The 23,412-nt window shown below is 60.7% G+C and carries 22 protein-coding genes and 2 pseudogenes; 10 read left to right on the top strand and 14 right to left on the bottom strand.

The genetic code is table 11. From position 1 onward, the window contains the following. The first annotated feature begins 273 nt into the window (after nucleotides 1-273). Nucleotides 274-642 carry a hypothetical protein gene (locus V1289_RS03340; RefSeq protein ID WP_334395622.1) on the top strand — a complete coding sequence of 123 codons (369 nt, stop codon included), beginning with the start codon at nucleotides 274-276 and terminating at the stop codon, nucleotides 640-642. A gap of 222 nt (nucleotides 643-864) precedes the next feature. Beyond that, the gene (locus V1289_RS03345) at nucleotides 865-1,437 is read left to right on the top strand and encodes a DUF2147 domain-containing protein (protein WP_334395623.1); all 573 of its coding nucleotides are present in this window, start codon (nucleotides 865-867) and stop codon (nucleotides 1,435-1,437) included. Between the two features lie 144 nt (nucleotides 1,438-1,581). Here V1289_RS03345 and V1289_RS03350 read toward each other — a convergent pair. From V1289_RS03350 to V1289_RS03365, 4 genes and pseudogenes are all read right to left on the bottom strand, one after another. Next, nucleotides 1,582-2,423, bottom strand: a pseudogene (locus V1289_RS03350) (IS5 family transposase). Between the two features lie 661 nt (nucleotides 2,424-3,084). Beyond that, nucleotides 3,085-3,276 (bottom strand): hypothetical protein, encoded by a 192-nt coding sequence (locus tag V1289_RS03355; RefSeq protein WP_334395624.1) that lies wholly within the window; start codon nucleotides 3,274-3,276, stop codon nucleotides 3,085-3,087. Nucleotides 3,277-3,806: 530 nt separating this feature from the next. After that, nucleotides 3,807-7,139, bottom strand: a complete 3,333-nt coding sequence (locus tag V1289_RS03360; protein ID WP_334395625.1) for an adenylate/guanylate cyclase domain-containing protein — start codon at nucleotides 7,137-7,139, stop codon at nucleotides 3,807-3,809. Between the two features lie 946 nt (nucleotides 7,140-8,085). Further along, on the bottom strand, nucleotides 8,086-8,226 hold the full coding sequence (locus V1289_RS03365; protein ID WP_334395626.1) for a hypothetical protein: 141 nt from the start codon (nucleotides 8,224-8,226) through the stop codon (nucleotides 8,086-8,088). 241 nt (nucleotides 8,227-8,467) lie between these two features. Here V1289_RS03365 and V1289_RS03370 point away from each other — a divergent pair, with 241 nt between their 5' ends. Then, on the top strand, nucleotides 8,468-8,617 hold the full coding sequence (locus V1289_RS03370; RefSeq protein ID WP_334395627.1) for a hypothetical protein: 150 nt from the start codon (nucleotides 8,468-8,470) through the stop codon (nucleotides 8,615-8,617). 561 nt (nucleotides 8,618-9,178) lie between these two features. Here V1289_RS03370 and V1289_RS03375 read toward each other — a convergent pair. Together V1289_RS03375 and V1289_RS03380 are read right to left on the bottom strand one after the other, a co-directional pair. After that, nucleotides 9,179-9,460: a hypothetical protein gene (locus tag V1289_RS03375; protein WP_309177994.1), complete on the bottom strand. Its 282-nt coding sequence runs from the start codon at nucleotides 9,458-9,460 to the stop codon at nucleotides 9,179-9,181. A gap of 330 nt (nucleotides 9,461-9,790) precedes the next feature. After that, nucleotides 9,791-10,171 (bottom strand): annotated as a pseudogene (locus V1289_RS03380) (TSUP family transporter); the annotation flags it as partial. A gap of 1,751 nt (nucleotides 10,172-11,922) precedes the next feature. Here V1289_RS03380 and V1289_RS03385 point away from each other — a divergent pair. From V1289_RS03385 to rpsD, 4 genes are all read left to right on the top strand, one after another. Beyond that, nucleotides 11,923-12,702 (top strand): HpcH/HpaI aldolase family protein, encoded by a 780-nt coding sequence (locus tag V1289_RS03385; protein ID WP_334395628.1) that lies wholly within the window; start codon nucleotides 11,923-11,925, stop codon nucleotides 12,700-12,702. A 67-nt stretch (nucleotides 12,703-12,769) separates the two neighbouring features. Further along, nucleotides 12,770-13,159 carry a cupin domain-containing protein gene (locus V1289_RS03390; RefSeq protein ID WP_334395629.1) on the top strand — a complete coding sequence of 130 codons (390 nt, stop codon included), beginning with the start codon at nucleotides 12,770-12,772 and terminating at the stop codon, nucleotides 13,157-13,159. Between the two features lie 117 nt (nucleotides 13,160-13,276). Beyond that, nucleotides 13,277-14,056, top strand: a complete 780-nt coding sequence (locus V1289_RS03395; RefSeq protein ID WP_334395630.1) for an acyltransferase — start codon at nucleotides 13,277-13,279, stop codon at nucleotides 14,054-14,056. Between the two features lie 271 nt (nucleotides 14,057-14,327). After that, the gene (gene rpsD, locus V1289_RS03400; protein ID WP_074274995.1) at nucleotides 14,328-14,945 is read left to right on the top strand and encodes a 30S ribosomal protein S4; all 618 of its coding nucleotides are present in this window, start codon (nucleotides 14,328-14,330) and stop codon (nucleotides 14,943-14,945) included. A gap of 96 nt (nucleotides 14,946-15,041) precedes the next feature. On the opposite strand, the gene V1289_RS03405 is transcribed toward rpsD, so the two are convergent. Beyond that, nucleotides 15,042-15,344 (bottom strand): addiction module antidote protein, encoded by a 303-nt coding sequence (locus V1289_RS03405; RefSeq protein WP_334395631.1) that lies wholly within the window; start codon nucleotides 15,342-15,344, stop codon nucleotides 15,042-15,044. 11 nt (nucleotides 15,345-15,355) lie between these two features. Beyond that, nucleotides 15,356-15,625 carry a type II toxin-antitoxin system RelE/ParE family toxin gene (locus tag V1289_RS03410; RefSeq protein ID WP_334395632.1) on the bottom strand — a complete coding sequence of 90 codons (270 nt, stop codon included), beginning with the start codon at nucleotides 15,623-15,625 and terminating at the stop codon, nucleotides 15,356-15,358. A gap of 83 nt (nucleotides 15,626-15,708) precedes the next feature. Here V1289_RS03410 and V1289_RS03415 point away from each other — a divergent pair, with 83 nt between their 5' ends. Then, nucleotides 15,709-16,776: a threonine aldolase family protein gene (locus tag V1289_RS03415; protein ID WP_334395633.1), complete on the top strand. Its 1,068-nt coding sequence runs from the start codon at nucleotides 15,709-15,711 to the stop codon at nucleotides 16,774-16,776. A gap of 2 nt (nucleotides 16,777-16,778) precedes the next feature. On the opposite strand, the gene V1289_RS03420 is transcribed toward V1289_RS03415, so the two are convergent. The 4 genes from V1289_RS03420 to grxD are packed head-to-tail and all read right to left on the bottom strand — an operon-like array spanning nucleotide 16,779 to nucleotide 19,211. After that, the gene (locus V1289_RS03420; RefSeq protein ID WP_334395634.1) at nucleotides 16,779-17,021 is read right to left on the bottom strand and encodes a hypothetical protein; all 243 of its coding nucleotides are present in this window, start codon (nucleotides 17,019-17,021) and stop codon (nucleotides 16,779-16,781) included. Then, on the bottom strand, nucleotides 17,002-18,288 hold the full coding sequence (locus V1289_RS03425; RefSeq protein WP_334395635.1) for a serine hydrolase domain-containing protein: 1,287 nt from the start codon (nucleotides 18,286-18,288) through the stop codon (nucleotides 17,002-17,004). Before V1289_RS03425 ends, V1289_RS03420 begins: the two co-directional genes overlap by 20 nt. Nucleotides 18,289-18,330: 42 nt before the next feature. Continuing rightward, nucleotides 18,331-18,876 carry an O-acetyl-ADP-ribose deacetylase gene (locus V1289_RS03430; RefSeq protein WP_442895940.1) on the bottom strand — a complete coding sequence of 182 codons (546 nt, stop codon included), beginning with the start codon at nucleotides 18,874-18,876 and terminating at the stop codon, nucleotides 18,331-18,333. 2 nt (nucleotides 18,877-18,878) lie between these two features. Continuing rightward, entirely contained in the window at nucleotides 18,879-19,211 is a 333-nt protein-coding gene (gene grxD / locus V1289_RS03435; protein WP_309178002.1) for a Grx4 family monothiol glutaredoxin, read from the bottom strand. A gap of 299 nt (nucleotides 19,212-19,510) precedes the next feature. On the opposite strand from grxD, the gene egtB reads away from it, so the two are divergent. Then, nucleotides 19,511-20,776 carry an ergothioneine biosynthesis protein EgtB gene (egtB, locus tag V1289_RS03440; protein ID WP_334395636.1) on the top strand — a complete coding sequence of 422 codons (1,266 nt, stop codon included), beginning with the start codon at nucleotides 19,511-19,513 and terminating at the stop codon, nucleotides 20,774-20,776. Nucleotides 20,777-20,827: 51 nt separating this feature from the next. Then, on the top strand, nucleotides 20,828-21,799 hold the full coding sequence (egtD, locus tag V1289_RS03445) for an L-histidine N(alpha)-methyltransferase (RefSeq protein WP_334395637.1): 972 nt from the start codon (nucleotides 20,828-20,830) through the stop codon (nucleotides 21,797-21,799). 31 nt (nucleotides 21,800-21,830) lie between these two features. On the opposite strand, the gene V1289_RS03450 is transcribed toward egtD, so the two are convergent. Continuing rightward, a complete protein-coding gene (locus V1289_RS03450) occupies nucleotides 21,831-23,009 on the bottom strand; it encodes a low temperature requirement protein A (RefSeq protein ID WP_334395638.1) in 1,179 nt (392 codons plus the stop codon). 28 nt (nucleotides 23,010-23,037) lie between these two features. Next, entirely contained in the window at nucleotides 23,038-23,274 is a 237-nt protein-coding gene (locus V1289_RS03455) for a BolA family protein (RefSeq protein WP_074274988.1), read from the bottom strand. Nucleotides 23,275-23,412 lie beyond the last annotated feature (138 nt).

Raw genomic sequence — 23,412 nt, forward strand, 5'->3', positions numbered from 1 at the left:
AATTCGTCGAGCTACGCTTCAATGTTTTATGTTTCAAATAGTTTTTCTGTGAGAGCCAGCGTTAGCGCCGCCGTGGCCGGTCGGCTTGCTCGATCGCCCCATAGATACCGCAACCGAATTTGCCGCAGGAGGTCCGGATCGGCCAACGGCGCGTCCGAAACGGTCAACGCGTCGGAAGAGGAAGACCGGAAGTGGCCGGGGCACGGTCAAAACGTCGCGAATGACCCATTGCGGAATTCGTCGCGCTGCACGTCGGCGCAGGAGACCGAAGACTTGGTCAGCTTTATCCAACTGTCGTTGGCCTCCGTCGCATCGATCACCTTGAACAAATTGATAAGCTCACTGGAAAACGGAGTGCGAGGGGCCTCGCTCAAGCTTTTCGAGAAGCAGCGCAAGCACCGATTGATCGGGAGAACGGCTAAGACCGTGAGAGAAGACGTAAAGAATGTCCGAAACGTCCTGCTTGAGAACGCTCACGAACTGATTTCGAGAGTCTATTTTCCGCGCCGCGACTGGCGGCGTGGCCTTCGATCCGCCGGCCAATGCGTCATTTTGGGCCTCAAGCGTCTTGAATTTATCCCGGAAGGCGAAGCTGAGGTCTCGTGTGTCACCGGGCGACGGATTACGACCTATGACGCCTAGTCCCGGCTCGGTGTTCTCTTGGAGATGTTGGCCGACACCGAGCCGGGGTTTTTAGCTCTCTTCGAGGTTCCCAGGCGAATTATGCCAACGCACTGCAGGAGTCGCGACCAACCACTATCCGGGCCGCGACCGCAGCTTTCCACAACCTGCTCGCAAAATGGCCGTAGTCTGCAGCAATTGAAGGCAGTCACTGAATTCGACGGATTGGTCGAGGTGACAACGATGCGGAATTCGTCTTTCGGACTTCGGCGATTGCTGTCGCTTATCGCGGGCCTTACCCTCTGGGCCGCCGCCGCTTGGGCGGCTGCGGCGGAGCCCTCCGCGGCGGGCCTGTGGCAGAAGATCGAGAACGGCGAGCCCCGGCTTTACGTGTTGGTCGTCGATCACAACGGCGTTTTCGAAGGCGTGATGGCGAAACTTTTCCCCAAGCCGGGCAGTACAGGCCCGCGGATCTGTTCGGAGTGTACCGACGACCGCAAGAACGCGCCCTGGCTCGGTATCTCCTTCGTCCGTGACATGAAGCGCAATGGTCTGAAATATGAGAACGGCAACGTGCTCGATCCCCGCGACGGCAAGATCTACAGCGCCATGATGACCTTGAGCCCGGATGGGCAGAACCTGACCCTGCGCGGCTATATCGGCATTTCGCTGCTCGGCCGGGACGAGACATGGACCCGCCTGCCTGACAGCACCATCGCCCAGATCGATCCCGCCATCGTGGCAAAATATCTCCCAGCGCGTGCCGCCGCGATCAAGCCGCCCGCCATACAGAGGAAGATGGCGCCAGCGCATTAGCCGTAGCGGCGGGTGTGGCCTTTAGAGCAAATAGTGAAATCGAACGGATGAACTTTCCACAATCGTGGTTGGCCTTTGGAAGCATCCAAAGCGTTATAGTCCCGCTGCCCGTGACCGCCATTAGTTCTTAGAGTCTGTCCGGGATCATGCTGTTTTTTGACAGAGCTTTCTGAGCATGAGGCGGATTGAGGCAAGGCGCAAGAACGCCAAGGCCTTTCGGTTGAGGCACTCCCAATCCTTGGCCAAGCGGCGACAGCGATTGAGCCAGGCGATGGTGCGCTCGACGATCCATCGCTTGGGCAAGACCGCAAAGCCCTTTGCTGTATCGGAACGCTTGACGATTTCCACGTCGATTTGCCGGAGGATTTTGCGAACGGCGGACTGAAAGATCGGCCCCTGATAGCCGCCGTCGGCATAGAGCTTCAGCAGGAATGGATGCAGGCCAAACAGTGTGGCCATCACCAGCACCCCGCCGTCACGATCCTGGATGTCCGCCGAATGTACAAGGGCGTGGAGCAATAAGCCCTGGGTATCGACTAGGATGTGGCGCTTCTTGCCCTTGATCTTCTTTCCCGCATCGTAGCCATGCGGGTCAATCCACGCCCCCCTTTTTCCGCGCTCTTGACGCTTTGACTGTCGATGATGGCGGCGCTCGGGCTGGGTTCTCGGTTGGCCAACTCCCGACATTGTACATAGAGCGCGTGATGGATGCGATCGAGCGTGCCGTCCCAAGTCCACAAGTCAAAATAACCGTGCACCGTGCTGCGCGGCGGCAGATCCTTCGGGATCGCTCGCCATTGGCAACCGCTGCTCAGCACATACATCAGACCATTGACCACCTCACGCACATCCACCGTGCGCTTGTTTCCGCCTCGCTTGGCTGACGCAATCAGCGGCTTCACCAACGCCCATTCCTCATCCGTCAAATCGCTGGGATAGCGTAGCCGGCTGCGGTCGTAACGACCGCGGTTCTCTTTCGTCCACATCGGCGCTCCTTCAGATTCGGACCGCCTCCCTTGAATCACAAATGATTCCGATGATTCAACATGTTTTCGGACAGACACTTAGACTCTAGAAGGCTAGGCCGCATCGGCGCAGATGCCTGTATCCCTCTCGCGTCATCCATTTACCTCGAGCAACGCGAGCGCTTTTTTTGCCAGCATTCGATTGGCGGGGTACCGGAGGGGTAACGGCCGCTATGGGTCAAACTGAGAAGGCCGGGCGTTCAACCGGCAGGTCGGCTTTACACCCAACTCCGGACATGGCCTTGCACCGCGCAAACTGACGCTTTGTGCCATCTGCGGACTCAATAGCCCATTTGATTTGGGTCATCATCCGCTGTGGGATGAGCATCTCTGGCAGGTACGCTCGTTGGGCATCGACACCGTGTCGAGACCCCCGAGGGAGTGTTATTCTCCCTGTCATTGAGGGTTGCAATCCCGAACCGGAAGGCTGGTCTCCGGACAATGCGGCAGGTGTCTCCTCAGCATCTGCCGCCCGCACGCGCAGCCGCAGAGGCTGGTCCGTTTCCCACGACCCTACCGCCCGGCGCTGATCTGAGATCGGGTTGTCTCATAACCGAAAAAGCCCGCTGCCAATTTCCGCAGCGGGCTCTCGTCGCCTGTCGCGTTCGAGATTTAACGTGACTTAAAGGCCCACAAGCTTCGCCTGCGGACTGTAATTCGGCTGAGGATAAACACCAGGGCCGTCACCGGGTTTACCCCCGATGGCAGCGCTGATTGCGTCATCAACCGCCTTTGTGATGTATTTGCCGAGGTCGGAGACCCCGCCACACGCCGACTCGACTTCCGTGTCAGTCAGTTCATGCATTTCACTCATGACTTTCCTCTGCTTTACATGTGAACAACATCTGGCTCAGCCAGTGCCTCACTTCTCGTGTTTGATACTGGAGGGTGGTTTTTCTATCTGTGACAGAAATCACGCGCGCCCCCACAGTGGCAGTCAGCTTTGGCTACGCCAGGGCGAAACTTCCTTGGCTAGAATGATCTTCGTTTGTGCGATGTCGGCTTGGGGTCAAACCCGGAAAAGCTCAATAAGAGCATATGTTTTCCGCTCTGCCCCCAACAACGGACATAGGGCGGCCACGGCGGCATGTCCGAGTTGTGCCACTTCCGGACTCATGCACCGCAGCAAATTGCGTCGTATTCGATCACCTCGTCGGCACAAGCATGCGCGGGCGAGGTGCAGCAAATGCTGACGCGGGTGCGCGCCAAAATCGTCGCCTCGACCAAGTCGAAGCAGGTGCCGTGGTCGAACTCGTCGCTGCTGGCGAGGTTTATCTGGCGGAGAAGTGAGGCAGTACGGATGGAATAGCGGAAGCACGCTTGAAAAGAGAATGGCCAGCCTGGCTAATGCCTATGCCTGAGCAACTTCTCCGCTTCTTCCATTTCGGGGAGATCTCGCCCTGCATCGAAATCGGCGAGGACCGGCGCGAGCATCGCAGATACGGCCGCCGCGCGACCATCCTTGATATAAAGGCGCGAAAGTCCAACTGCGCTGCGCAATTCGAACGTCTTCGTCTGTTGGCTTCGGGCGATTTCAAGGGCCTTATTGAGAGCATCTTCGGCGCTAGAAGGGTTCTGCGGCTCGCGACGCAACAAGATCTCACCCTGGACACGATGCAGTTCGGCATCCAGCCAACGCTGGCCGGATTTTTGGGTCCAGGCGATCAACTCGCGCAAAATTTCCAGCCCAGTCTCGAATTGCCCTGCCGCAGCATTCGCTACGGCAACCTGCTTCCCCCAAAACGGCTCACAAAGGTAGCAGTCATTTTCGTGCAGTAAGGTCCAGCCTCGGCGCATTTCCGCAAGTCCACCCTCTCGGTCGCCGGCACGCCACTTTGCCAGACCGTTTAGGTAGGTGCCGGCGGCCACATACAAGGGCATCGAGTGCTCGCGGGCGAGGCCCAACGCAAGGATTGTCTCTGTTTGTTGCAACGGGCCCCCACATAGTCCGTCGAAGACGGCCCTATGAACGAGCGCATTGGCTTGAGAGAGTGCTCGCTTTTCTCCTGACGCGCTCACCGCTTGTGCGGCGAGCCGGTGCGATCGATCAATCTTCCCAATCGGCCAAAGCACCAGCGCAAGAAACCTCATGATAACGAACGGCAGGTCCAGTGTCGACGCCCTGAAGGTCTCGGGATTCGGCTCGGCACCGTAGATCGCGAGTGCCCGCTCAAGATGCATTCTCGCGTTCAAGTAATCGCCACCGAACCAGCAGGTCACCCCGTTTGTCCAATGTGCGACGACTGCAGCCACCGGCGAGTCCGGTCGTCGGTTGGCGGCGCTCATTATTGCATCCGCCAATTCCCGCATCGGCGCGATCTCGCCGTGAGTCAAGCTGGCATTGAACAGCCCCGAATGGATCGGCGCCAGTTCGACCGGATCGTTGATGTCAGCTGCTAGCTGTCGGGCGCGCGTCCATGCGGCCACCGTTTGGGGCGCGCTGTGTCCAAGGCTGCCCCGCAGCGCGCGGCCATATGCGATTTGAAGATGCAGCCGGTTCATGATCCGGCCCGGCTCATCAGGCAGCTCATCGGCGATCGCAACCGCCTTGCCGAGATGTGCGATTGCCTCGGAATATGCCGAGCGTTTCAGCGCCTGCTGACCCGCCTTACGCCACCACTCGAGGGCTATTCCGCTCAGCCCGGCTTCAGTGAAGTGGTATGCCAGGACTTCCGGCTCGATCTCGGCGATGACCGGAAACTTGTCGCGCAGGACATCGCCAATCTGCTTATGGAGCAGTTGCCGGCGACTCTTGAGCAGGCTCTCGTAAGCCGCTTCCTGAACGAGCGCATGCTTGAAGCTGTAGCTTGATTCTGGCGGCGTCCCGCGGCGCAATAGCAGTTCGGCCTCCTCGAGCTGCCCCAGCGCGGCGCTCAGCGTCAGATCATCGCGCCCCGCCACACAACGCAGCAGCGTGTATGAGAAGTCGCGGCCAATGGCAGCGCCAATCTGTGCCACCTCCTTGACCGGCGCGAGCCGGTCGAGCCGCGCCATAAGCGAGTCCTGCAGTGTCGCGGGAATGGCGAGCGGCGGGAGCGGACTATCGAGGCGATAGCGCCCGGCATCTTCCACGAGTAGTCCGGACTCCAGCACCATCTTGGTCAATTCCTCGACGAATAGCGGGACACCATCCGTCCTCTCGATGATCTGCGTCATCATGTCGCCGGGCAGCGGTCGACCGACGGTTACCTGCTCGACCAGCGCGCGCGTGTCCTGCCGGTCAAGCCGATCGAGCCGCAGCAGGCTGACGTTGGCAAGACCCGCCCAGGGCGGCTCGAACTCGGGCCGACAGGTCATGAGCGCGAGTATCGGCAGCCCCCTGACCCGGTCGACCGCGAGATCGAACAGCTCAAGCGTCGTGGCATCGGCCCAATGCATGTCCTCGCAGACGATCAGCACTGGTTGCTGCCGTGCCAAACCCTCAAGCTGGTCGAGAAGGGCGGCGAATGTCTGCCGCCGCTGCTGCACTGGATTCAAGCCGAGCGGCGGATAGCGCTCGCCAGTTGCGATCGAAAGGAGAGCGGCAATGAGCGGCGTCGCTTTGGCCACCTGCTGCGTTCCAAGCGCAAGCATTGCTTCAAGCTTGTCGAGCTTTTCCTCGGGCGTGTCCTGTGACCTGATGCCGGCAGCGCGCTCGAGTTGAGCGATAAAGGGATGAAGCGCACTGTTGGTGTGGTAGGGCGAGCACTGATAGCGCACCCGACGGTGCGCTCCCAACGCAGGGTTCTCGGAGAGCGTTGCAACAAGGCGCGATTTGCCGATCCCGGCCTCGCCAGAAATCAACACCACCTGGCCCTGGCCCTGCCACGCCAGCTGCTGGCGCGAGAGTGCGAATTCGATCTCTGCCTTGCGGCCGACAAAGCCAATCGAGCGCGCGGTTCGCACCGCCTCGAAGCGGCTCTCCGATGCGGCTCCACCTTCGACCGCCCAGACCGCGATGGACTCGGAGATGCCCTTGACCTCACGGCGGCCGAGGCTGCGAAAAGTGAATAAATCGCCAAGCAGCGCGCGCGTCGAAGCAGCAACGACGACCGCCCCCGGCTCCGCCAGGCCCTGGAGACGGGCAGCGACATTCGGTGTATCGCCGACCATTGCCTGCTCTTCTGACGCGCCTCCGCTGATGAGGTCACCAACCACCACCAGCCCGCTCGCGATGGCGATCCTCACCTCAACCTGTTCTTGCGCGCGCGTTTCGAGCTGCCTTATTGCGGCGATGATGTCGAGCCCCGCTCGCACTGCGCGCTCCGCGTCATCCTCATGTGCGCGGGGATAGCCGAAATAGGCGAGTATGCCGTCGCCCAGAAACCTGGCGATAATGCCGTCATAAGTGGCAATGACCCTCGCGCACGCGGTCCGATAGGAACGGATCACCTCCCACATGTCCTCGGGATCGAGGCGCGCCGAAAGCGCGGTCGAGCCCACAAGATCACAGAACATTACAGTGACGTGGCGTCGCTCGGCATCATGCCGAAGAGCCGGCTCGGCAACCAGTTCTGCTTGATTGAGTTCAGAGATCACGCGCAGCATTTTACGTCGATGGCCGAGCAGGACCCCGAGCCTATCGAAGTCCTGGTCCGTCAGTTCGGCAAGGACACCAAGATCGATCCCGTTCTCGGCAAAACGCAACGCGTATTGCCCAAGCCCAAGCTTCTCGAGCCAGTCCGCAATCTGTTGCATTGGCACCACCGACTGTCTGGTTGGCGGCCAGCCTAATTTTGGACCACGGTAACAAAAAAATTATCCCAATATTTCCCGGATGGCACGTCTTGTTTGCGGCAATTCGGCGCGGCTGGTCCTCGATTTTTTTAAAGGGGTGCTCAGTACAAATGTCCGCTACTCGAGAGAGTATTTGCAGGATGCAGAACGGCTGGATTGCTGTACGCGCCCACTCGACAGCAAGGTCGAACCCACTCGCAGCGTTGAAAAAATTCAGACTGATATGAACGCCACGACTGATTGAGCGGATCCATGAGCCGGCGACATAAGACTCACGGAGACCTGCGTTGCATCAATCTTCGGCCAACGAATCATGACCCGCTATTAGGTATTACGTTACTCCGGAAAATTTTATTTGAACCTTGAACGTCGGACGATGACGATTCCTCCAGGGGCGGGAGCATGTCATGACGATGTGAGGAGTTTCACACCGTCGTGCATTTGCCGGTGTTAGAAATTCAGTATTACGGTGACACCCGTTAGCCGCCCATTAGCCGGCCGCTGGTCAAGGGCGCGGAGCATTTTTTTGGCAGCACTGGCTGCCAAGTTTTCTCATTGTCGTTTTCAGCTGCCGTGTTCGAACCGCGCCCGTTTCTTCGGTTGATGGCTGCGTCCGCATCACGGATCGCGCCAGACACCCATCGGGATCAAGCATCGGCCCGACCGGGGCCCGCGCCCTGGCGGCATGGCCGCCCCAGAAGAACGTTGGTGCCGCCTCGCATCCAAAAGAATTTCACAGAACCGTGGCTGCCAGCGTGCCGGCTTATCCGTCGCTTCCCCTTAATGCCACCAAAGTTAACTTCGGTAGCCATACGAAAGAGACGCATGGGGCCCATTCCGCCGGTGAATTGATCAAGTTCATCCGCCGTCACTGGCGACACCCAAATCGGACATTTCGTGATTGCCATCACTTAGGTTCACGCGCGGTTTGAACCGCTGGGAGCAACAGACCGATCAAGATGGCAATGATGCCGCCGGACACTGCATCCAGCTCATTGTCCTGTAGTTCTCGGCTCTGCGTGGCGCGACCGGGGTCTAAATCGTTCATGATCTTTCTCCATCCGAGCCGGCGTGGACCATCCAATCGCTGGTGCGGACACACTGGCTCAACTCTCTCGGCGGCACTGTGACCCTGGTCACATGTCCCTGTTGTCGTCGTCGGTCGTGATGACGCGACGCGCGCGACCGTTTTGAAACGTGAGGGCGGTCACAGTTGCGGGCCGTGCGATCCGCTACGACGGTAGGCATCGCCGCGCCGATAGGGTGCGGGACCATCAAGGAGAACTGCTATGAGCACGACTGAACCTCGACAAGCATCAGACATCGACCGCGACATTGAGACCCTGCGAGATGACGAGCTTGACGCCGTTACCGGCGGCTCGTTTGACCTCGGAAACATTGTTGGGAGTATTGCAAAAGCCACACTTCCGCTGGCGTAGTCACCGCGTTTGCAGCACACGAAAATGGTCAAGGTTCTGAAGTCGCTTCCAAACTGTCTTGGTGGTCGAGGTGACGCGGTGCGAGCGCTGGGGATGGTGATGGCGATGACGCTAACGGGAACCGTCGAAGGATGGCGGTCCCTCCGCAATCGGTCAGCAAGGTACTGTGGAGAGCGCCCCAAAGCGCGGGGACCGCGCGACCGCGGCGCGTAAATATATTCTCAACTTTTCATTCCCGACTTTATTTCGCGCGAGTTGGTACACAAAGGCGGTGTGCAATGTGGCGCATGTCGAGCGCTCAGGCGCTGATCTTCATTTGCGGCGGTCGTCGTCATGGGAGCCCGCGCCGCCGGCGGCGCGCTTTTGTTTATCCGTGGTTGCAGTTGCTAATTGAGACGCACAACCAGTGTCCGCCGCGACGGAGCCGTCACTGCCGACGATGCCGTGGCAGGGAGACGGTCGGTAGCATCAGCATCGCTCCTGCTTGATGATGCTGTCCAGAGCAATGGCCGACCTCGCCGCCGACACCAACGCGCTTCGCTAAGGAAAGCCTTGCCACTATCAGCAACGCTGACCGTTCATGGCACAAATTTGGGTCGTCGTATTGTTTACACGGTCCCTCGAGATTTGCTCCAAAACACCCCTCTGTCCTGCCGGATCAGGATTCGGTCCCGGACAAACACGGATATTCGGATGAGAGAGCAAATACCGCGTTTCTGCTTCCGGGTTAGGTTGCTGCGGGAACCTGACGCAGTTCCTGGCGGGATCATATTGCTGGGCCTGAACTTGGATCGGCGCAATCAGCGTAGCGATAGTAAAGCTTAGAAATGCAAGACGTTTCATCGCAAAGCTCCTTCGACTTGATCGTCACGAGGCTGCTCTGAAATCAAAGCAACCCCATCTTTAATCCCAAGCGCAGGCAGGCTTTGTGAGGTACGCCACACGGTACGGGTCATTGGGCTCTCACAGCTACGTGAGGGCGTGATAAGACCACTGTTCGTGGCCGCAAGGAATTTCGGTGACAGTGCGCTAAATCCCGTGGGCCGGTCAGATGATAGGCGCGCTGCCAAGAACCGACATGGTCGACCTAACCTGTCAGGTCCGCTAATGCCAAAAGCAGACATGGCGAGCAGGTCGGCTATTGAGCCAATAGCAGGCATTCGCAATCTGAATTTAGGCCAGATAGCCGGAAACACCGTCCCATAATAATTTCAAGGCCGTCACGACCAGCAATCCGTAGCAGGCCCGAAAAATCTGCTGCCGGTCCAGCCTTCCGTGAAGCCGCCAACCGAGCCATACGCCGGCGGGAATGGCGAGCAGGCTGGCCGCCATCAATATCCAGACGTTGCCCTCCGGCCTCACCAACAACAACCACGGCACCGCCTTGATCGCATTGCCGACCGTAAAGAACAGGCTCGTCGTTCCCGCATAGACTTCCTTGCTGAGGCCAAGCGGCAGCAGATACATCGCAAGCGGCGGTCCACCGGAATGCGCAACCATGGTCGTGACGCCCGAGGCGAGACCGGCGGCGACTGCCTTCGGCGACGAACGCGGAGTCGGTCGTCGTGAGAACCACGTGACCTGGATCGGACCAGTCGTAGTGCAAACGCTCCCAGACTCCGCCTGAGCCTTCCGTGACGTCGGCCTGCGAGTGGCCTCGGTGATGCACTTTGAGGTACGCGTCTGCACTATTGGAAAAGAGCTTCGAGCGGCCAGGCCCGAAGTCGGTAAGCCCGGCGACAAATTGCTCCGGCGTCAAATTTGTCGTCCGATGGAGATGAATCGTGGACATGTGCGCTCCTTGTTGCATCCGTTCGAAAAAGCAGCCTGGCCCCGAGTTGGAGGAGGAAGTCGCCCGGTCAATAAGATGACGAGAAACATCCAATCAAATTGGAGAGTGATCTGTGCAATGCTGATCGTGCTGGAGCCTTCGGCCGACGGAGGGCGTGCGCGAAACGAAAGGCGCCGCCAATGAGGGCGGCTTCCCGGAATTGTCGTCTCGTTCGCGAGGGCAAGAACCTGAGGGGATGGATCCTCGGTTTCGTGCTCGGGACCATCGGCAAGGGTGTGCTGGAAAAGGCGTTTGAAATTCGGTCAAGGCTATCGAGGCCCGGAACGGCTCGGTAGTGCCGAGCGGTCCGTCAAGTCGACCGGCGCTTGCTACAATCCAATAGCTGCCGAACGAATTGGTTTAGGTGCTTGGCCGTCTAAGGTTGAAACATCGATATCGTCTATGACGCAAACGTAAAAGGCCGCCAGCCTGGACTGACGAATTACGGTGGCAGTGCACTCTACTCTGTTCTGCACTTTACTCTGTTCAGTGCGTCGTGCTTGCTGTCACCCACAATTCTTTCAGGCCGAAATCGCGAAACACGAACTGCGTCGCATCGCACACAAGCGAAATCTCGCTGACTGACCGCGACAAAACAACGCGACGGGCAAATCACCCAAAACCCTGTCCAGCCCTTCCGCGAAAAATATTCCGCTTTCGCCGTCGGGCAAATCAGTGGTTTAGCTCGGCGCGTCTCACCCGATGAGAGGGGCGGGTCGCGATCGTCACGAACGCGCGGTGGGATGCGGTGGACGCAGATGCTGCGACTGACGAGCGTGGCTGACGCGTACGGCGAAATCGTGTGGTCCTGACGCCCCGATGCTGGCGTCAAGTCTTGTGGAGTTTCCGCGAGGCGACGGTGACAAGAAAGCCGGTCACCGGGGAGAGCGCGCTATAAGCCGTAAAACCATTGCGCAGGGAAGGCCGGATGCCTCCGCTGGACCTGTATGCTCGTGTGCGCTTTTCTTTGTGCACTTTGCACACGAGACCGCGGGTGCAGCGCGCACCCGGCTTTCCCTGCGCCCTCTTGTTCTCCTCGAGGGTGAAAATCGACGCAAAGCTCGGGCGCATCGCGCCGCGAGATCGCGAACGCACATCCTCTCGCTGTTTGACAATTGAATCATACGAAGCCCCGTCATTGCGAGGAGCGCAAGCGACGAAGCAATCCATGCCTCAGCGAACTGAAAAATGGATTGCTTCGTGGAGCCTGTCATCGGGCGCGCGTGTTCGCGCGACCCGGTGGCTCGCAATGACGCGGAGAGCCCGTAGGGCGGATTGGAGCCGAAGGTGTAATCCGCCGCTCCGTTAACACCGGCGCTTCATGTGCTAGCCTGGCCGCATCTCGAATGCTCATCGCGCGTTTGCTACACTGTAACTCCCGTCATTCTAACCGGCGGATTACGCCCATCGGGCCGCGCCTCGCGCGGACCCGCTGGGCTCCAATCCGCCCTACCCGCCGAACGGAGTTTTGCATTTGACGTCCGCACCCCTCCCTCCTCTCAACCGCCTTCGCAAGGAATGGCGCGAGGGTCGCCCGACTTTCGGGGCGATTGCCACCATCCCAAGTATCCAGACCGTGCAGATCATGGCGCGTTCGGGGCTCGACTGGATCATCGTCGATCTCGAGCACGGCCCGATCGATCTGGGCTCCGCGCATGCGATGATCACGGCGACCGCGGGCACGCCCTGCGTACCGTGGGTGCGGATTGCCGCCAACGAGCCCTGGCTTGCGAAAGCGCCGATGGACCTCGGCGCGCTCGGCATCAATTTTCCGATGATCTGCAGCCGCGCCGATGCCGAAAGGGCGGTGCGCAGCGTGCGCTACCCGCCGAAGGGCGACCGTCTGTGGGGCCCGTTCCACGCCCCGTTCCGCTGGGGAGTCTCGATGGCGGACTATATGGCGACCGCGGACGACGACATGATCTGCGGGATCACCATCGAGCATGTCGAGGCGGTCGAGCGCATCGACGAGATCATGGCTGTCCCCGGCATCGACCTCGCGGTGATCGGACCCGGCGATCTCGCCACCTCGATCAACAAGCGCGGCCTGCCTGATGACCCGGAAGTGGTCGCGCTGATGAAGCGGGCGGAGGAAGGCATTTTGAAAAGCGGCGTGCCGATCGGCGGCGTGGCGCGCACCGCCGAACAGGCCAATCAGATGATCGATCGCGGCTACCTGGCGCTGGCGCTGGGTTTTGACTGGTCGCTGCTTCAGCGCGGCATCGCGGCAAGTTTTGCGGGGATCAAGCGCTGAACGCCGCCTCGCCTGCTTTCCCGCGCCGCGTGCGCTGCTAGGCTCGTTCCCATTGGAATGAAACATCATGATCAAGAAAATTCTGCTCGGAGTGGCCGTCGTCGCGTTTGCCTTTGCAGGTGTGGCGATCGCCCAGCAGAGCAGCATCAAGCGCACGCCGCTGCAAAAGGCCGAATTTCCGGACGGTTACGTCACGGTCTCCGGGATTGCCGAAATCCCCGTGGGCAGCAGCGCCGGACGTCATACCCATCCGGGCGTCGAAATTGGGTATCTGCTGGAAGGCGAAGCCGAACTCATCGTCGAGGGCAGACCGGACCAGCATCTAAAGGCCGGGGAGTCCTATATGATACCGGCCGGCACGGTGCATGACGCCAAAGTTCATGGCGACAAGGCATTGAAAGTGCTTGGGGTTTATGTCGTGGACAAGACCAAGCCGTTGGCCTCGCCGGCGCCGTAGACCAGAACCATCTGGCGTCAAGCCGGCTGGTTCGTGCTAGATCAGGGGCTTGCGTACTGCTATTGGGCGCGCCGGGCTATTTTTTTGATTTATGTATAGCGAGAACTCGAGCGGAGCATGCGCGGAACGGTCCGAAAAATAACAATACCGCGCCGCCTCGTTGCCGACCTCATGCACGCATCGATTCGCGTGCCTTTTGTCTCGCTGGCGCGTCCGCTCAACATTCGTAACCTGATCGAGGCTCGCGCGCAGCTTCAGCGGCCGCCGGGGTGGGCGGCGATCTTCGTCAAGGCATTTGCGCTGGTGGCGCAGGGCGAATCCGCTCTGCGCACGCTCTATGTCAAATGGCCCTACGCCCGCCTTTACGAACTGCCGCGCAGCATTGCCATGGTAACGATCGCGCGGGTGGAAGACGGCCAGGATTGCGTGCTGCTGCAAAAGGTCAACGCGCCCGACGAAGCGTCGCTGACCGAGGTCGATGCCGAGCTCCGGCACGCCAAGGAAGCGCCGGTCGACGAGGTGCCGGCGTTCCGGAAGATGCTGCTGGCGACCCGGCTGCCGCTGCTGGTTCGCCGTCTGCTCTGGTGGATCGGCCTCAATTGGGCCCGCCAGCGCGCCAACTATTTCGGCAGCTTCGGTGTGACCTCGGTGGCGGCTTTCGGCCCGGGTGAATTGTATGCGCTGGGCCCGGGGCCCTTTGTGCTCAGCTACGGCGTGGTGAAGCCGGACCAGACCGTCGACGTCATATTGCGCTGGGACCACCGGATTACCGACGCCGCCCTCATGGCCAGGGCGCTGACCCGGCTGGAACAGGTGCTGAACACCGAAATATCCGGCGAATTACGCGCCATTCGCCAGCAAACCGAGCCCAAATCGGTCCGGGCGGTCGCGACCTGACCAAAAGTGCGCGAGATCGCCGGTTTCGACCCAAATTAAGCAGGGAATTCGGGGTCTTTCGTTTGACAGAACAGCGGTTTCTCCCTTAGAACCCGCTTGCTCGCGGGCCGGTTTCGGCCCGCGTTGCGTTTCGCGACCCGTGGTTCACCCCGAAGCTTTTTGAGGCGGACCTGTCGGCACCGGGAAATTCCCGGCGCACAGGAGGGCGCGTTTCCTCAAACCTGAAACAGAACGCCATCGCATGCGCGATGGCTATGCCATAGAGGACGCGATGACAAAGCGCAGTGAGGCGAAATACAAGATCGATCGCCGTATGGGCCAGAATATCTGGGGCCGCCCGAAGAGCCCCGTGAACCGCCGGGAATACGGTCCCGGCCAGCACGGCCAGCGCCGCAAGGGCAAGCTGTCCGACTTCGGCGTGCAGCTGCGCGCCAAACAGAAGCTCAAGGGCTATTACGCCAACATCTCGGAGCGCCAGTTCCACGGCATCTATGTCGAGGCCGGCCGGATGAAGGGCGATACCGGTGAAAACCTGATCGGCCTGCTCGAGCGCCGTCTCGACACCGTGGTCTATCGCGCCAAGTTCGTGGCCACCATGTTCGCCGCGCGCCAGTTCATCAACCACGGCCACATCAAGGTGAACGGCCGCCGCGTCAATATCGCAAGCTACAAGCTGAAGGTCGGCGACGTCGTCGAGGTCAAGGAATCCTCCAAGCAGCTCACCCCCGTGCTGGAAGCGGTCCAGCTTGGCGAGCGCGACGTGCCCGATTTCCTCGAGGTCGATCACTCCAAGATGACGGCGAAATACACCCGCATCCCCGCGCTGTCGGACGTGCCGTTCGCGGTGCAGATGGAGCCGCATCTGATCGTCGAATTCTATTCGCGCTGATCGGTTTACAAGGTCGAGATATCGAAGGCCCCGGTTTTGCCGGGGCCTTTTTGTTTGTCGCGCTGCTATTGCTTCGGCGGCTGCGACAGTCTCGACTCAAGCGACCTTGTGCCCTTCGTCGATCGGCTCGGCTACAAGCTTGACGCCAAACGATTGCATGACCTTTCGAACCGTATCGAATTCAGGCTTCGCCGTTTCCTTGAAGGTTTTGTACAGGCTTTCTCGCGACAGACCGGTGGCCTTTGCCACGTCCCCGATGCCTTTGGCGCGCGCGACCGTATCCAGCGCCGTGCAGATATAAGCCGGATCGTTGGTCTCAAATGCTTCGGTGAGATAGGCCGCAATCGCGACAGGCGTTTTGAGGTAGTCGGCCGCATCGAACTTCGAAATCTTGACCATCTTGCGTTCCTTCAGAGCTGCCTAGCGATGTCTTTTGCCCGCTTGATGTCGCTGTCTTGGGTTGATTTGTCGCCACCGCACAAAATCAGCACAATCGTCTTGCCGGTCTGCTTGTAGTAAATGCGATATCCGGGACCATAGGTCAGGCGCATTTCGCTAATACCTTCGCCAACCGGCTTGACGTCTCCGGCGTTACCGAGGCCAAGTCGTTCAATTCGGGAAGCGATTTTCGCAACGGCACGCTGGGTCCGCGAGGGCGGAAAGCCAATTGTCGAACTCATCGGTCTTTCGAACCTCGAACACATGTATCCTATAGGATACATGACGCAAAGTGTCAATAGCACTGAATGACGAGAAACTCTCAATGACGTACACCCCTGCCCCGCGCGATCCCAAGGCAACACCCGTCCGCGTCAATCTGCTGTCGGATACGCAGACCCGCCCAACGCCCGCGATGCGCGAGGCGATGGCGAAAGCTGAGGTCGGCGACGAGCAGATCGGCGACGACCCAACGGTGAGCCTTTTGTGCGAGCGCGTGGCCGATCTGCTCGGCAAGGAAGCCGCGGTGTTCATGCCCTCGGGCACCATGTGCAACGTCGCGGCGACGCTGTCTTATTGCCGGCCGGGCGACGAGATTCTCGCGCATGTCAGTGCCCATATCATCGCCCGCGAGGGCGGCGCGCATGCGGCGCTTGGCGGATTCCAGATCACCCCGCTGCCGGGTCCCGACGGACAGTTTTCGCCGGAAACCTTCCGCTCCGCCCTGCACCCGCGCTCGCGCTACCAGCCACCGCAAACTGTCGTCAGCGTCGAGCAGACCGCCAATATCGGCGGCGGCACGATCTGGAAGAAGGCCGATCTCGACGAGATCGCAAAAATCGCGAAGGCGAACGGCCTCGCCACCCACATGGACGGCGCGCGGCTGCTCAACGCCACCGTCGCGACCGGCATCAGCGCGCGCGACATGACGGCAGGATGGGATTCGGCCTGGATCGATTTCTCAAAGGGCCTGGGCGCGCCGATCGGCGGCGTGATCGCCGGCAGCAGCGACTTCATCGACGACGTCTGGCGCTGGAAGCAGCGGCTCGGCGGCTCGATGCGCCAGGCCGGCATCTGTGCCGCGGCCTGCGTCTACGCACTCGACCACCATGTCGACCGCCTTGCCGAGGATCACGCCAACGCCCGCGCGCTGGCCCGCGGCCTGTCGCAACTCAGCGGCGTCGATGTGCAGCAGCCCGAGACCAATCTGGTGTTCTTCAGGCCCGATGGCGCGGGCGTCAGCGGCGACAAGATGGTCGCGGAATTGCGCAAGCGCGGCGTGCTGCTGGCGATGATGGACGGCCGGATCAGGGCCTGCACCCATCTCGATGTCACGGCTGACATGGTTGAGGAGACGGTTGGCCTGGTGCGCGAGATCGTGCGGGGAGCGTAGGCTCACCTCCCCATCGCCTCGTAGATCAACGCCTTCAACTCGTTCGAGCCCGGGATTTTTCCGGTCGATATCTCGTTGCGCACATAGTCGCCGACGCGATCCAGCCCGGCGCGCGAAAAGGTCCCGACAATCGGCGCCGAGGATTCGGCGTACGCCCCATGCTGCCATCCGGCGGCGACGAAACCAGCCAGCGTCGCCGCGACAAAATCGCGGCGCGTAAAACCGTCAGTTCTCCATCGCCTCATAGATCAACTGTTTCAGCGTGCGCTGGATGCGCTGGCGCTCGGTCGGCGTCTGCTCCAGCAGTACGAAGAACATGTCCTGCTTGCGGTCGACTACCATGTAGCAGCCGGCGGCGCCGTCCCATTTCAGTTCGCCGAGCGATCCCGGCGGCGGCGGCTTGGCGTTACCGGGATCGGTGCGCACAGCAAACCCAAGCCCCATGCCGAAGCCGTCACCGGGAAAATAGAAATAATCGCGCTCTACACCGGAGCCCTTGCCGATATGATCCGATGCCATCAGTTCGAACGTATTCGGGCTGAGATAGGTCTTGCCCTCGAACGTACCGCCATTGGCCAGCATCTGCGCAAACTTCGAGAAGTCCGACATGGTCGAAACCATGCCGCCGCTGGCGGATTCCCATTTCTGGCGAACCTCGGTCCTGTATAGGCGGCCGACCCGGAAATCACTGTCGTTCGGCAGCGGCTGGGCGAGCCGCTGCAGCCTCTCCGGTTCGGTAACGAAGAAGCCGGTGTCGGTCATGCCGAGCGGATCGAGCAGCTTTTCCCGCTCGATCTCGAGCAATGATTTTCCGGACACGATCTCCATGATCCGCGCCAGGATGTCGGTGGAATGGCCGTATTGCCAGAGCGCGCCTGGCTGATTGTGCAGCGGCAGCTTTGCGATCCGCTCGGCGAACTCGGCAAGGTCGAAATCGCCCGCGTAGAGGTTGGCCTCCCTGTAGGCCTTGCGCACCAGACTGTCGCCATAGAAGCCGTAGGTGATGCCGGAGGTATGACGCATCAGATCGAGAATGGTGATGGGCCGGGTCAGCGGCACCAGTTCGAGCGTCTTGGTGCCGTCCTCGGCCTTTTTCTCCACACCGACCTTCATATTCGCGAAGGAGGGAATGTACTTCGAGACGGGATCGTCGAGCTTGATCTTGCCGTCCTGGATCAACTGCATCGCCACAACAGAGGTGATCACCTTGGTCAGCGAAGACAGGCGGAAGATGGTCTGGTCCGTGATCGGCGCCTTGGAGACGACATCCTGGACGCCGAAGGATTCGTGATACACCGGCTTGCCGTGCTGTTGGATCAGGACGATGGCGCCGGAAATCTTGCCGGTCGCCACCTCGTTCTTGAAGAAATCGCCGACTTTCGCCAGCTTGTCGGGGTTGAAATGCGCGCCGGCGGGAATGTCGAAGGTGCCTTCGGCGCGCGCCTGGGGCGCCGCCAGCAACGCAAGTGCCGCGCCGCAAAACATCGAACGTAATACATGACGTGAAATCATCACCCGCTCCCAATCATTTCGGGGAGTGTAGCGGCGGCGTGATCAGGCACAAGGGCTGCCGAACGGGGCCAGCGCCTCCTCATGCAGCAACCCGCTGGCCTCGGAGAAGCAGCAGAAGATCACCCGCGTCACCGCGGGTGCGTCGGCCAGCGCATCGACGACGGTCTTGGCCGCGATACCGGCCGCACGTTCGGCAGGGAAGCGATAGGTGCCGGTTGAAATCGCTGGAAAGGCGACAGAGGCAAGGCCATGCTTCTGGCAGAGTTCGATCGAGCGGCGATAGCAGGAGGCGAGCAAATCGTCTTCGCCGAGGTCGCCGCCATTCCACACCGGCCCAACCGTGTGGATCACATGCCGGGCCTTGAGCCGGTAGCCTTGGGTGATCTTGGCATCGCCAGTCTTGCAGCCGTGGAGCATGCGGCATTCGGCAAGCAGTTCGGGGCCGGCCGCCCGATGGATCGCGCCATCGACGCCGCCTCCGCCCAGGAGCGACGAATTGGCCGCGTTGACGATGGCGTCAACGCTTAATGTCGTGATGTCGGCAACGATGACTTCGAGCCGCGCCTGGCCGATCTGGCGCGCCGCCAAGCTCAGGCCGTCGCGTTGATCGCGACGCCCTTGTCGGCAAACAGCTGCTGCAATTCGCCGGCCTGGAACATCTCGCGGATGATATCGCAGCCGCCGACGAACTCGCCCTTGACGTAGAGCTGCGGAATGGTCGGCCAGTTCGAATAGGTCTTGATGCCGTTGCGCAGGTCGGCGGATTCGAGGACGTTCAGGCCCTTATAGCCGACGCCGACGTGGTCGAGGATCTGCACCACCTGGCCGGAGAAACCGCACTGCGGAAACTGCGGCGTACCCTTCATGAACAGCACGACGTCGTTCGACTTCACTTCGTTGTCGATAAATTGTTCGATGCTCATATTCGCTTCCTTTTGGGGCGCTGCCCCCTGCGGCTTTGCCTTACGGGCCGGCTCGTCCCGTTTTACCCGACACTGACCATATATGTAGCCCAAACCGTTGTGCATCCAAAGTAAAATGGCGGGCATCTGGCATGCATGGGCCTGGCACCCCCCACCAGACGGGTCGGGCCATAGTCTGACGGCATCAATATCATCGCCGCGAGAGGCTTTTTTCCTGAACGGGAACCCCTATCTAGGACGGACTGTCCGTCAGGAACCAGTTCGCCGAAGCAACGTTCTCTCCCCTACCGGAGACACCAGTGACGAAACCAGTATCTGCTGCGGCCGCCATTTCCGCCTCCTCCCCCACCCTTTTTGCCGATTCCGGCAGCCTCGCCCAGAATCTGGTGGAGGCCTACCTCGCCGTCCGGGACGAGACCGAGCGCCGCGCCGCGCCCTTGAGCCCCGAGGACCAGCTGATCCAGTCGATGCCGGACGCCAGCCCGGCGAAGTGGCACCGCGCCCATACCACCTGGTTCTTCGAGCAATTCTTGCTGGGCGAGCATTGCGAGGGCTACACGCCCTTCCACCCCGACTACGCTTACCTCTTCAATTCCTATTACGTCAGCGCCGGTCCCCGGCATGCCCGTCACCAGCGCGGCCATTTGACCCGCCCGTGCGCCGACGAAGTCACCGCCTATCGCCGGCATGTCGACGCGGCGATCGTGAAATTCTTCCAGACCGCCGCCGAAGACACCCTCGCGAGGCTGGTCCCGTTGGTCGAAGTGGGCCTCAATCATGAGCAGCAGCACCAGGAATTGATGCTGACCGACATCCTGCACGCCTTTGCGCAGAATCCGATCCCGCCGGCCTACGATCCGGCGTGGCGTTTCCCGGACTCGACCCGCGGCAATGACGAATGGGTCACGCTCAACGAAGGCATCCACACGGTAGGGCATACAGACGACAGCTTTCATTTCGACAATGAAAAGCCCGCGCACCGCGCGCTGGTAGGGCCGGTCAAATTGGACCGCAACCTCGTTACCAACGCCGAATGGCTCGCCTTCATGAAGGACGGCGGCTACTCGACCGCGACGCTGTGGCTGATGGACGGTTTTGCGGCAGCGAACAACGAAGAGTGGCAGGCGCCCGGCCATTGGCGCCAAGTGGACGGTGAAGCCGAAGGCGAATGGCGGATCATGACTCTGGGCGGATTGCAGCCGATCGATCCGTCAGCGCCGGTTTGCCATGTCAGCTATTACGAGGCGGACGCGTTCGCACGCTGGAGCGGGCGTCACCTGCCGACCGAGATGGAATGGGAGGTCGCCGCCCGCGCCGGGCAGTTGAACGACGCCTTTGGCATCGTCTGGCAGTGGACCCGCAGTTGGTACTCGCCCTACCCCGGCTATCGCGCCATCGAAGGCGCGCTCGGCGAATACAACGGCAAGTTCATGGTCAACCAATTGGTGCTGCGCGGCTCCTCGCTTGCAACTCCGGCCGGCCATAGCCGTATTACCTATCGCAACTTCTTTTATCCGCACCACCGCTGGCAATTCACGGGATTGCGCCTCGCCGACTACGCCTGAGCCCCAGATGACGATCACAACCGCGCGGGAAAGCGCGTTCAGGAGAGTATCATGAATGTGCATGCCCCCGCTTTGGCCAAAGCGCACACGTTCGACGAAGCGACCTCGGTCTTCGCCGACGACGTGATCGAAAATCTCGCGCAGCATCCGAAACGGCTTTCGCCGAAATATTTCTACGATGCCGCGGGCTCCGAGTTGTTCGAACAGATCACGGTGCTCCCGGAATATTATCCGACCCGGACCGAACTTGGCATCCTGCGTGGCCGCGGCAATGAAATCGCCGATATCATCCCGCAGAGCGCTGCGCTGGTGGAGTTCGGCGCCGGTGCGACCACCAAGGTCCGGCTGCTGCTGGAACGCTGCGACTTCGGCGCCTACGTCCCCGTCGATATATCCGGCGATTTCCTCAATGCGCAGGCCGATGCGCTGCGCAAGGATTTTCCCGGCCTCGACGTTTATCCAGTGGCGGCGGATTTCACCGCGCCGTTCGCATTGCCGGAAGATATCACCGGAATGGCCAAGGTCGGCTTCTTCCCGGGATCGACGCTCGGCAATTTCGAGCCGCATGAGGCCCGTGCCTTCTTGCGCAGCGCGCGCGAAATTCTGGGCGCCAGCGCGCAGATGATCATCGGTGTCGATCTCGAAAAGAACGAGCGCGTGCTCTATGACGCCTACAATGATTCCGCCGGCGTCACCGCGCGCTTCAATCTCAATGTGCTGGTGCGCATCAACCGCGAACTCGGCGGCAATTTCGATCTTTCGGCCTTCATGCATCGCTCGGTCTACAATCGCGACCGTCATCGCATCGAGATGCACCTGATCAGCAAGAAATCGCAGACCGTGCGCATCCTCGGGCGGAATTTCTCATTCCGTCCCGGCGAGAGCATCCATACCGAGAGCAGCTATAAATACTCTCTCGAGCGTTTCACCGCGCTCGCCTGCGACTCGGGCTGGAAGGTGCGGGAGTCCTGGACCGACCAGGACCGGATGTTTTCGGTTCACGCGCTGGCGGCTGCGGATTGAGAACACGCCCCCGCGTTGCAAAAATATCCCGCTATTCTTTGGGGCCGGACCGCAGCGACAACGATTCCCATACCGCGACCACGATCAGGATCGCAGTCGTCAGGAACGACAGCATCAGCGGCGACAGATCGCCGGCGAACCACGCCAGTCCGCCGAGCGCAATAATCCCGATGCCGTGCGAGAGCTGAAGAAAGCCGCGGATCGAGTGTTTGAACAGGATCGTTCCGACGAGGAACAGCAGCGGCCCGCCGATCGCGCTCAAGACCGTCCGGATATCGCTATGGCCGCCTGGGTGCTTCAGCACCAGTTCGTCGGCCACCGCCGACAAAATGATGCCGCCGACGATCGGCATGTGCAGATAGGTATAGGCCAGCCGCGCCACCCGCCCGGACTCGGCTGATTTTGAGATCAGTTCGGAGCCGGCTTCCGCCCCCTTGTGGAAATAGATCCACCACATCGCAATGCTGCCGACAAACGCCGACAGGAACGCGCTTACATTTTCCGTGCTCCAGGTCAGTTCGGCGAAGGTCGCGCCGTTGACGACGATCGCTTCGCCGAGCGCGATGATGATGAAGCCCGCACAGCGCTCCGCCATGTGGCCGCCTTCGACGGCCCAGGCCTCGACCGACGACGGCCCCAGTTTCGGTATCCAGAATAGGGCCGCCGGCGCGATATATTCGATCGTCAGCGCCACAACCCACAGCCATAGCCGCGACGGTCCGTCCGCGAAGCCGCCAAGCACCCAAAAAATTGCCGACCCCGATAGCCAGATCAGGATGCGGATTGCATTGTGCCGCACCGGCGTCCGCTCCGGCGGCGTCGAGACCAGCCAGAACAGGGTCCGGCCGACCTGCATCGTCGCATAGGCGATCGCGAACCAGAGGCCGCGGCCTTCGAAGGCCGTCGGGATCGAGGTCGACAACACGAGGCCGCCGAGCATCAGCAGGAACAGCAGAATCCGGACCGGCGTCAGTTCGGGATTGAGCCAATTGGTGACCCAGGTGGTGTAGACCCAGACCCACCAGACCGCGAGGAACAGCAGCGTGACCTGGACGGCACCCAGCGGCGTGAACCGGCCGAGCAGCATGTGAGATATCTGGGTGACCGCGTAAACGAAGACGAGATCGAAGAACAACTCGGCGTAAGTGACGCGGCTGTGCTGGTTCGGCACGATGACGCGAAACAGCGCCCCGCGTGGGTTGTCCGCCATCGGTGTGCCCCCGCTTTCCCCGCCGGGCCTAGGCTTCCGGCACTCCGGTCTGCAGCGCCAGCGCGTGCAGCACGCCGCCCATTTGTCCCTTGAGCGACTGGTAGACGATCTGGTGCTGCTGGACGCGCGACTTGCCGCGGAAGGACTCCGAAATCACGGTCGCGGCGTAGTGGTCGCCGTCACCGGCCAGATCGCGGATCGTCACCTCGGCATCGGGTATGGCTGCCTTGATCATCGATTCGATATCGTGGGCGTCCATCGGCATTCCAGGAGACCTCCATCAGATGTTTCGAATCACGGCCGGCTCTCGCGACCGTGAAAGCCAAACCTAGCGCGTACACCCTTCTAGGTCACCCATCCCTGCACTATATTCCCGGTCCAATTGTTTTAAACCTGCAGGATC

It is taken from the genome of Bradyrhizobium sp. AZCC 2289 (assembly GCF_036924615.1).
GTDB lineage: Bacteria > Pseudomonadota > Alphaproteobacteria > Rhizobiales > Xanthobacteraceae > Bradyrhizobium.

What these genes read in the sequence shown, in the direction of transcription:
- V1289_RS03345 (WP_334395623.1), top strand. Translation starts at nt 865, where the DNA reads ATGCGGAATTCGTCTTTCGGACTTCGGCGATTGCTGTCGCTTATCGCG.
- V1289_RS03355 (WP_334395624.1), bottom strand. Translation starts at nt 3,276, where the DNA reads ATGAGTGAAATGCATGAACTGACTGACACGGAAGTCGAGTCGGCGTGT.
- V1289_RS03360 (WP_334395625.1), bottom strand. Translation starts at nt 7,139, where the DNA reads ATGCAACAGATTGCGGACTGGCTCGAGAAGCTTGGGCTTGGGCAATAC.
- V1289_RS03365 (WP_334395626.1), bottom strand. Translation starts at nt 8,226, where the DNA reads ATGAACGATTTAGACCCCGGTCGCGCCACGCAGAGCCGAGAACTACAG.
- V1289_RS03370 (WP_334395627.1), top strand. Translation starts at nt 8,468, where the DNA reads ATGAGCACGACTGAACCTCGACAAGCATCAGACATCGACCGCGACATT.
- V1289_RS03375 (WP_309177994.1), bottom strand. Translation starts at nt 9,460, where the DNA reads ATGAAACGTCTTGCATTTCTAAGCTTTACTATCGCTACGCTGATTGCG.
- V1289_RS03390 (WP_334395629.1), top strand. Translation starts at nt 12,770, where the DNA reads ATGATCAAGAAAATTCTGCTCGGAGTGGCCGTCGTCGCGTTTGCCTTT.
- V1289_RS03395 (WP_334395630.1), top strand. Translation starts at nt 13,277, where the DNA reads ATGCGCGGAACGGTCCGAAAAATAACAATACCGCGCCGCCTCGTTGCC.
- rpsD (WP_074274995.1), top strand. Translation starts at nt 14,328, where the DNA reads ATGACAAAGCGCAGTGAGGCGAAATACAAGATCGATCGCCGTATGGGC.
- V1289_RS03405 (WP_334395631.1), bottom strand. Translation starts at nt 15,344, where the DNA reads ATGGTCAAGATTTCGAAGTTCGATGCGGCCGACTACCTCAAAACGCCT.
- V1289_RS03410 (WP_334395632.1), bottom strand. Translation starts at nt 15,625, where the DNA reads ATGAGTTCGACAATTGGCTTTCCGCCCTCGCGGACCCAGCGTGCCGTT.
- V1289_RS03415 (WP_334395633.1), top strand. Translation starts at nt 15,709, where the DNA reads ATGACGTACACCCCTGCCCCGCGCGATCCCAAGGCAACACCCGTCCGC.
- V1289_RS03420 (WP_334395634.1), bottom strand. Translation starts at nt 17,021, where the DNA reads ATGAGGCGATGGAGAACTGACGGTTTTACGCGCCGCGATTTTGTCGCG.
- V1289_RS03425 (WP_334395635.1), bottom strand. Translation starts at nt 18,288, where the DNA reads ATGATTTCACGTCATGTATTACGTTCGATGTTTTGCGGCGCGGCACTT.
- grxD (WP_309178002.1), bottom strand. Translation starts at nt 19,211, where the DNA reads ATGAGCATCGAACAATTTATCGACAACGAAGTGAAGTCGAACGACGTC.
- egtD (WP_334395637.1), top strand. Translation starts at nt 20,828, where the DNA reads ATGAATGTGCATGCCCCCGCTTTGGCCAAAGCGCACACGTTCGACGAA.
- V1289_RS03450 (WP_334395638.1), bottom strand. Translation starts at nt 23,009, where the DNA reads ATGGCGGACAACCCACGCGGGGCGCTGTTTCGCGTCATCGTGCCGAAC.
- V1289_RS03455 (WP_074274988.1), bottom strand. Translation starts at nt 23,274, where the DNA reads ATGCCGATGGACGCCCACGATATCGAATCGATGATCAAGGCAGCCATA.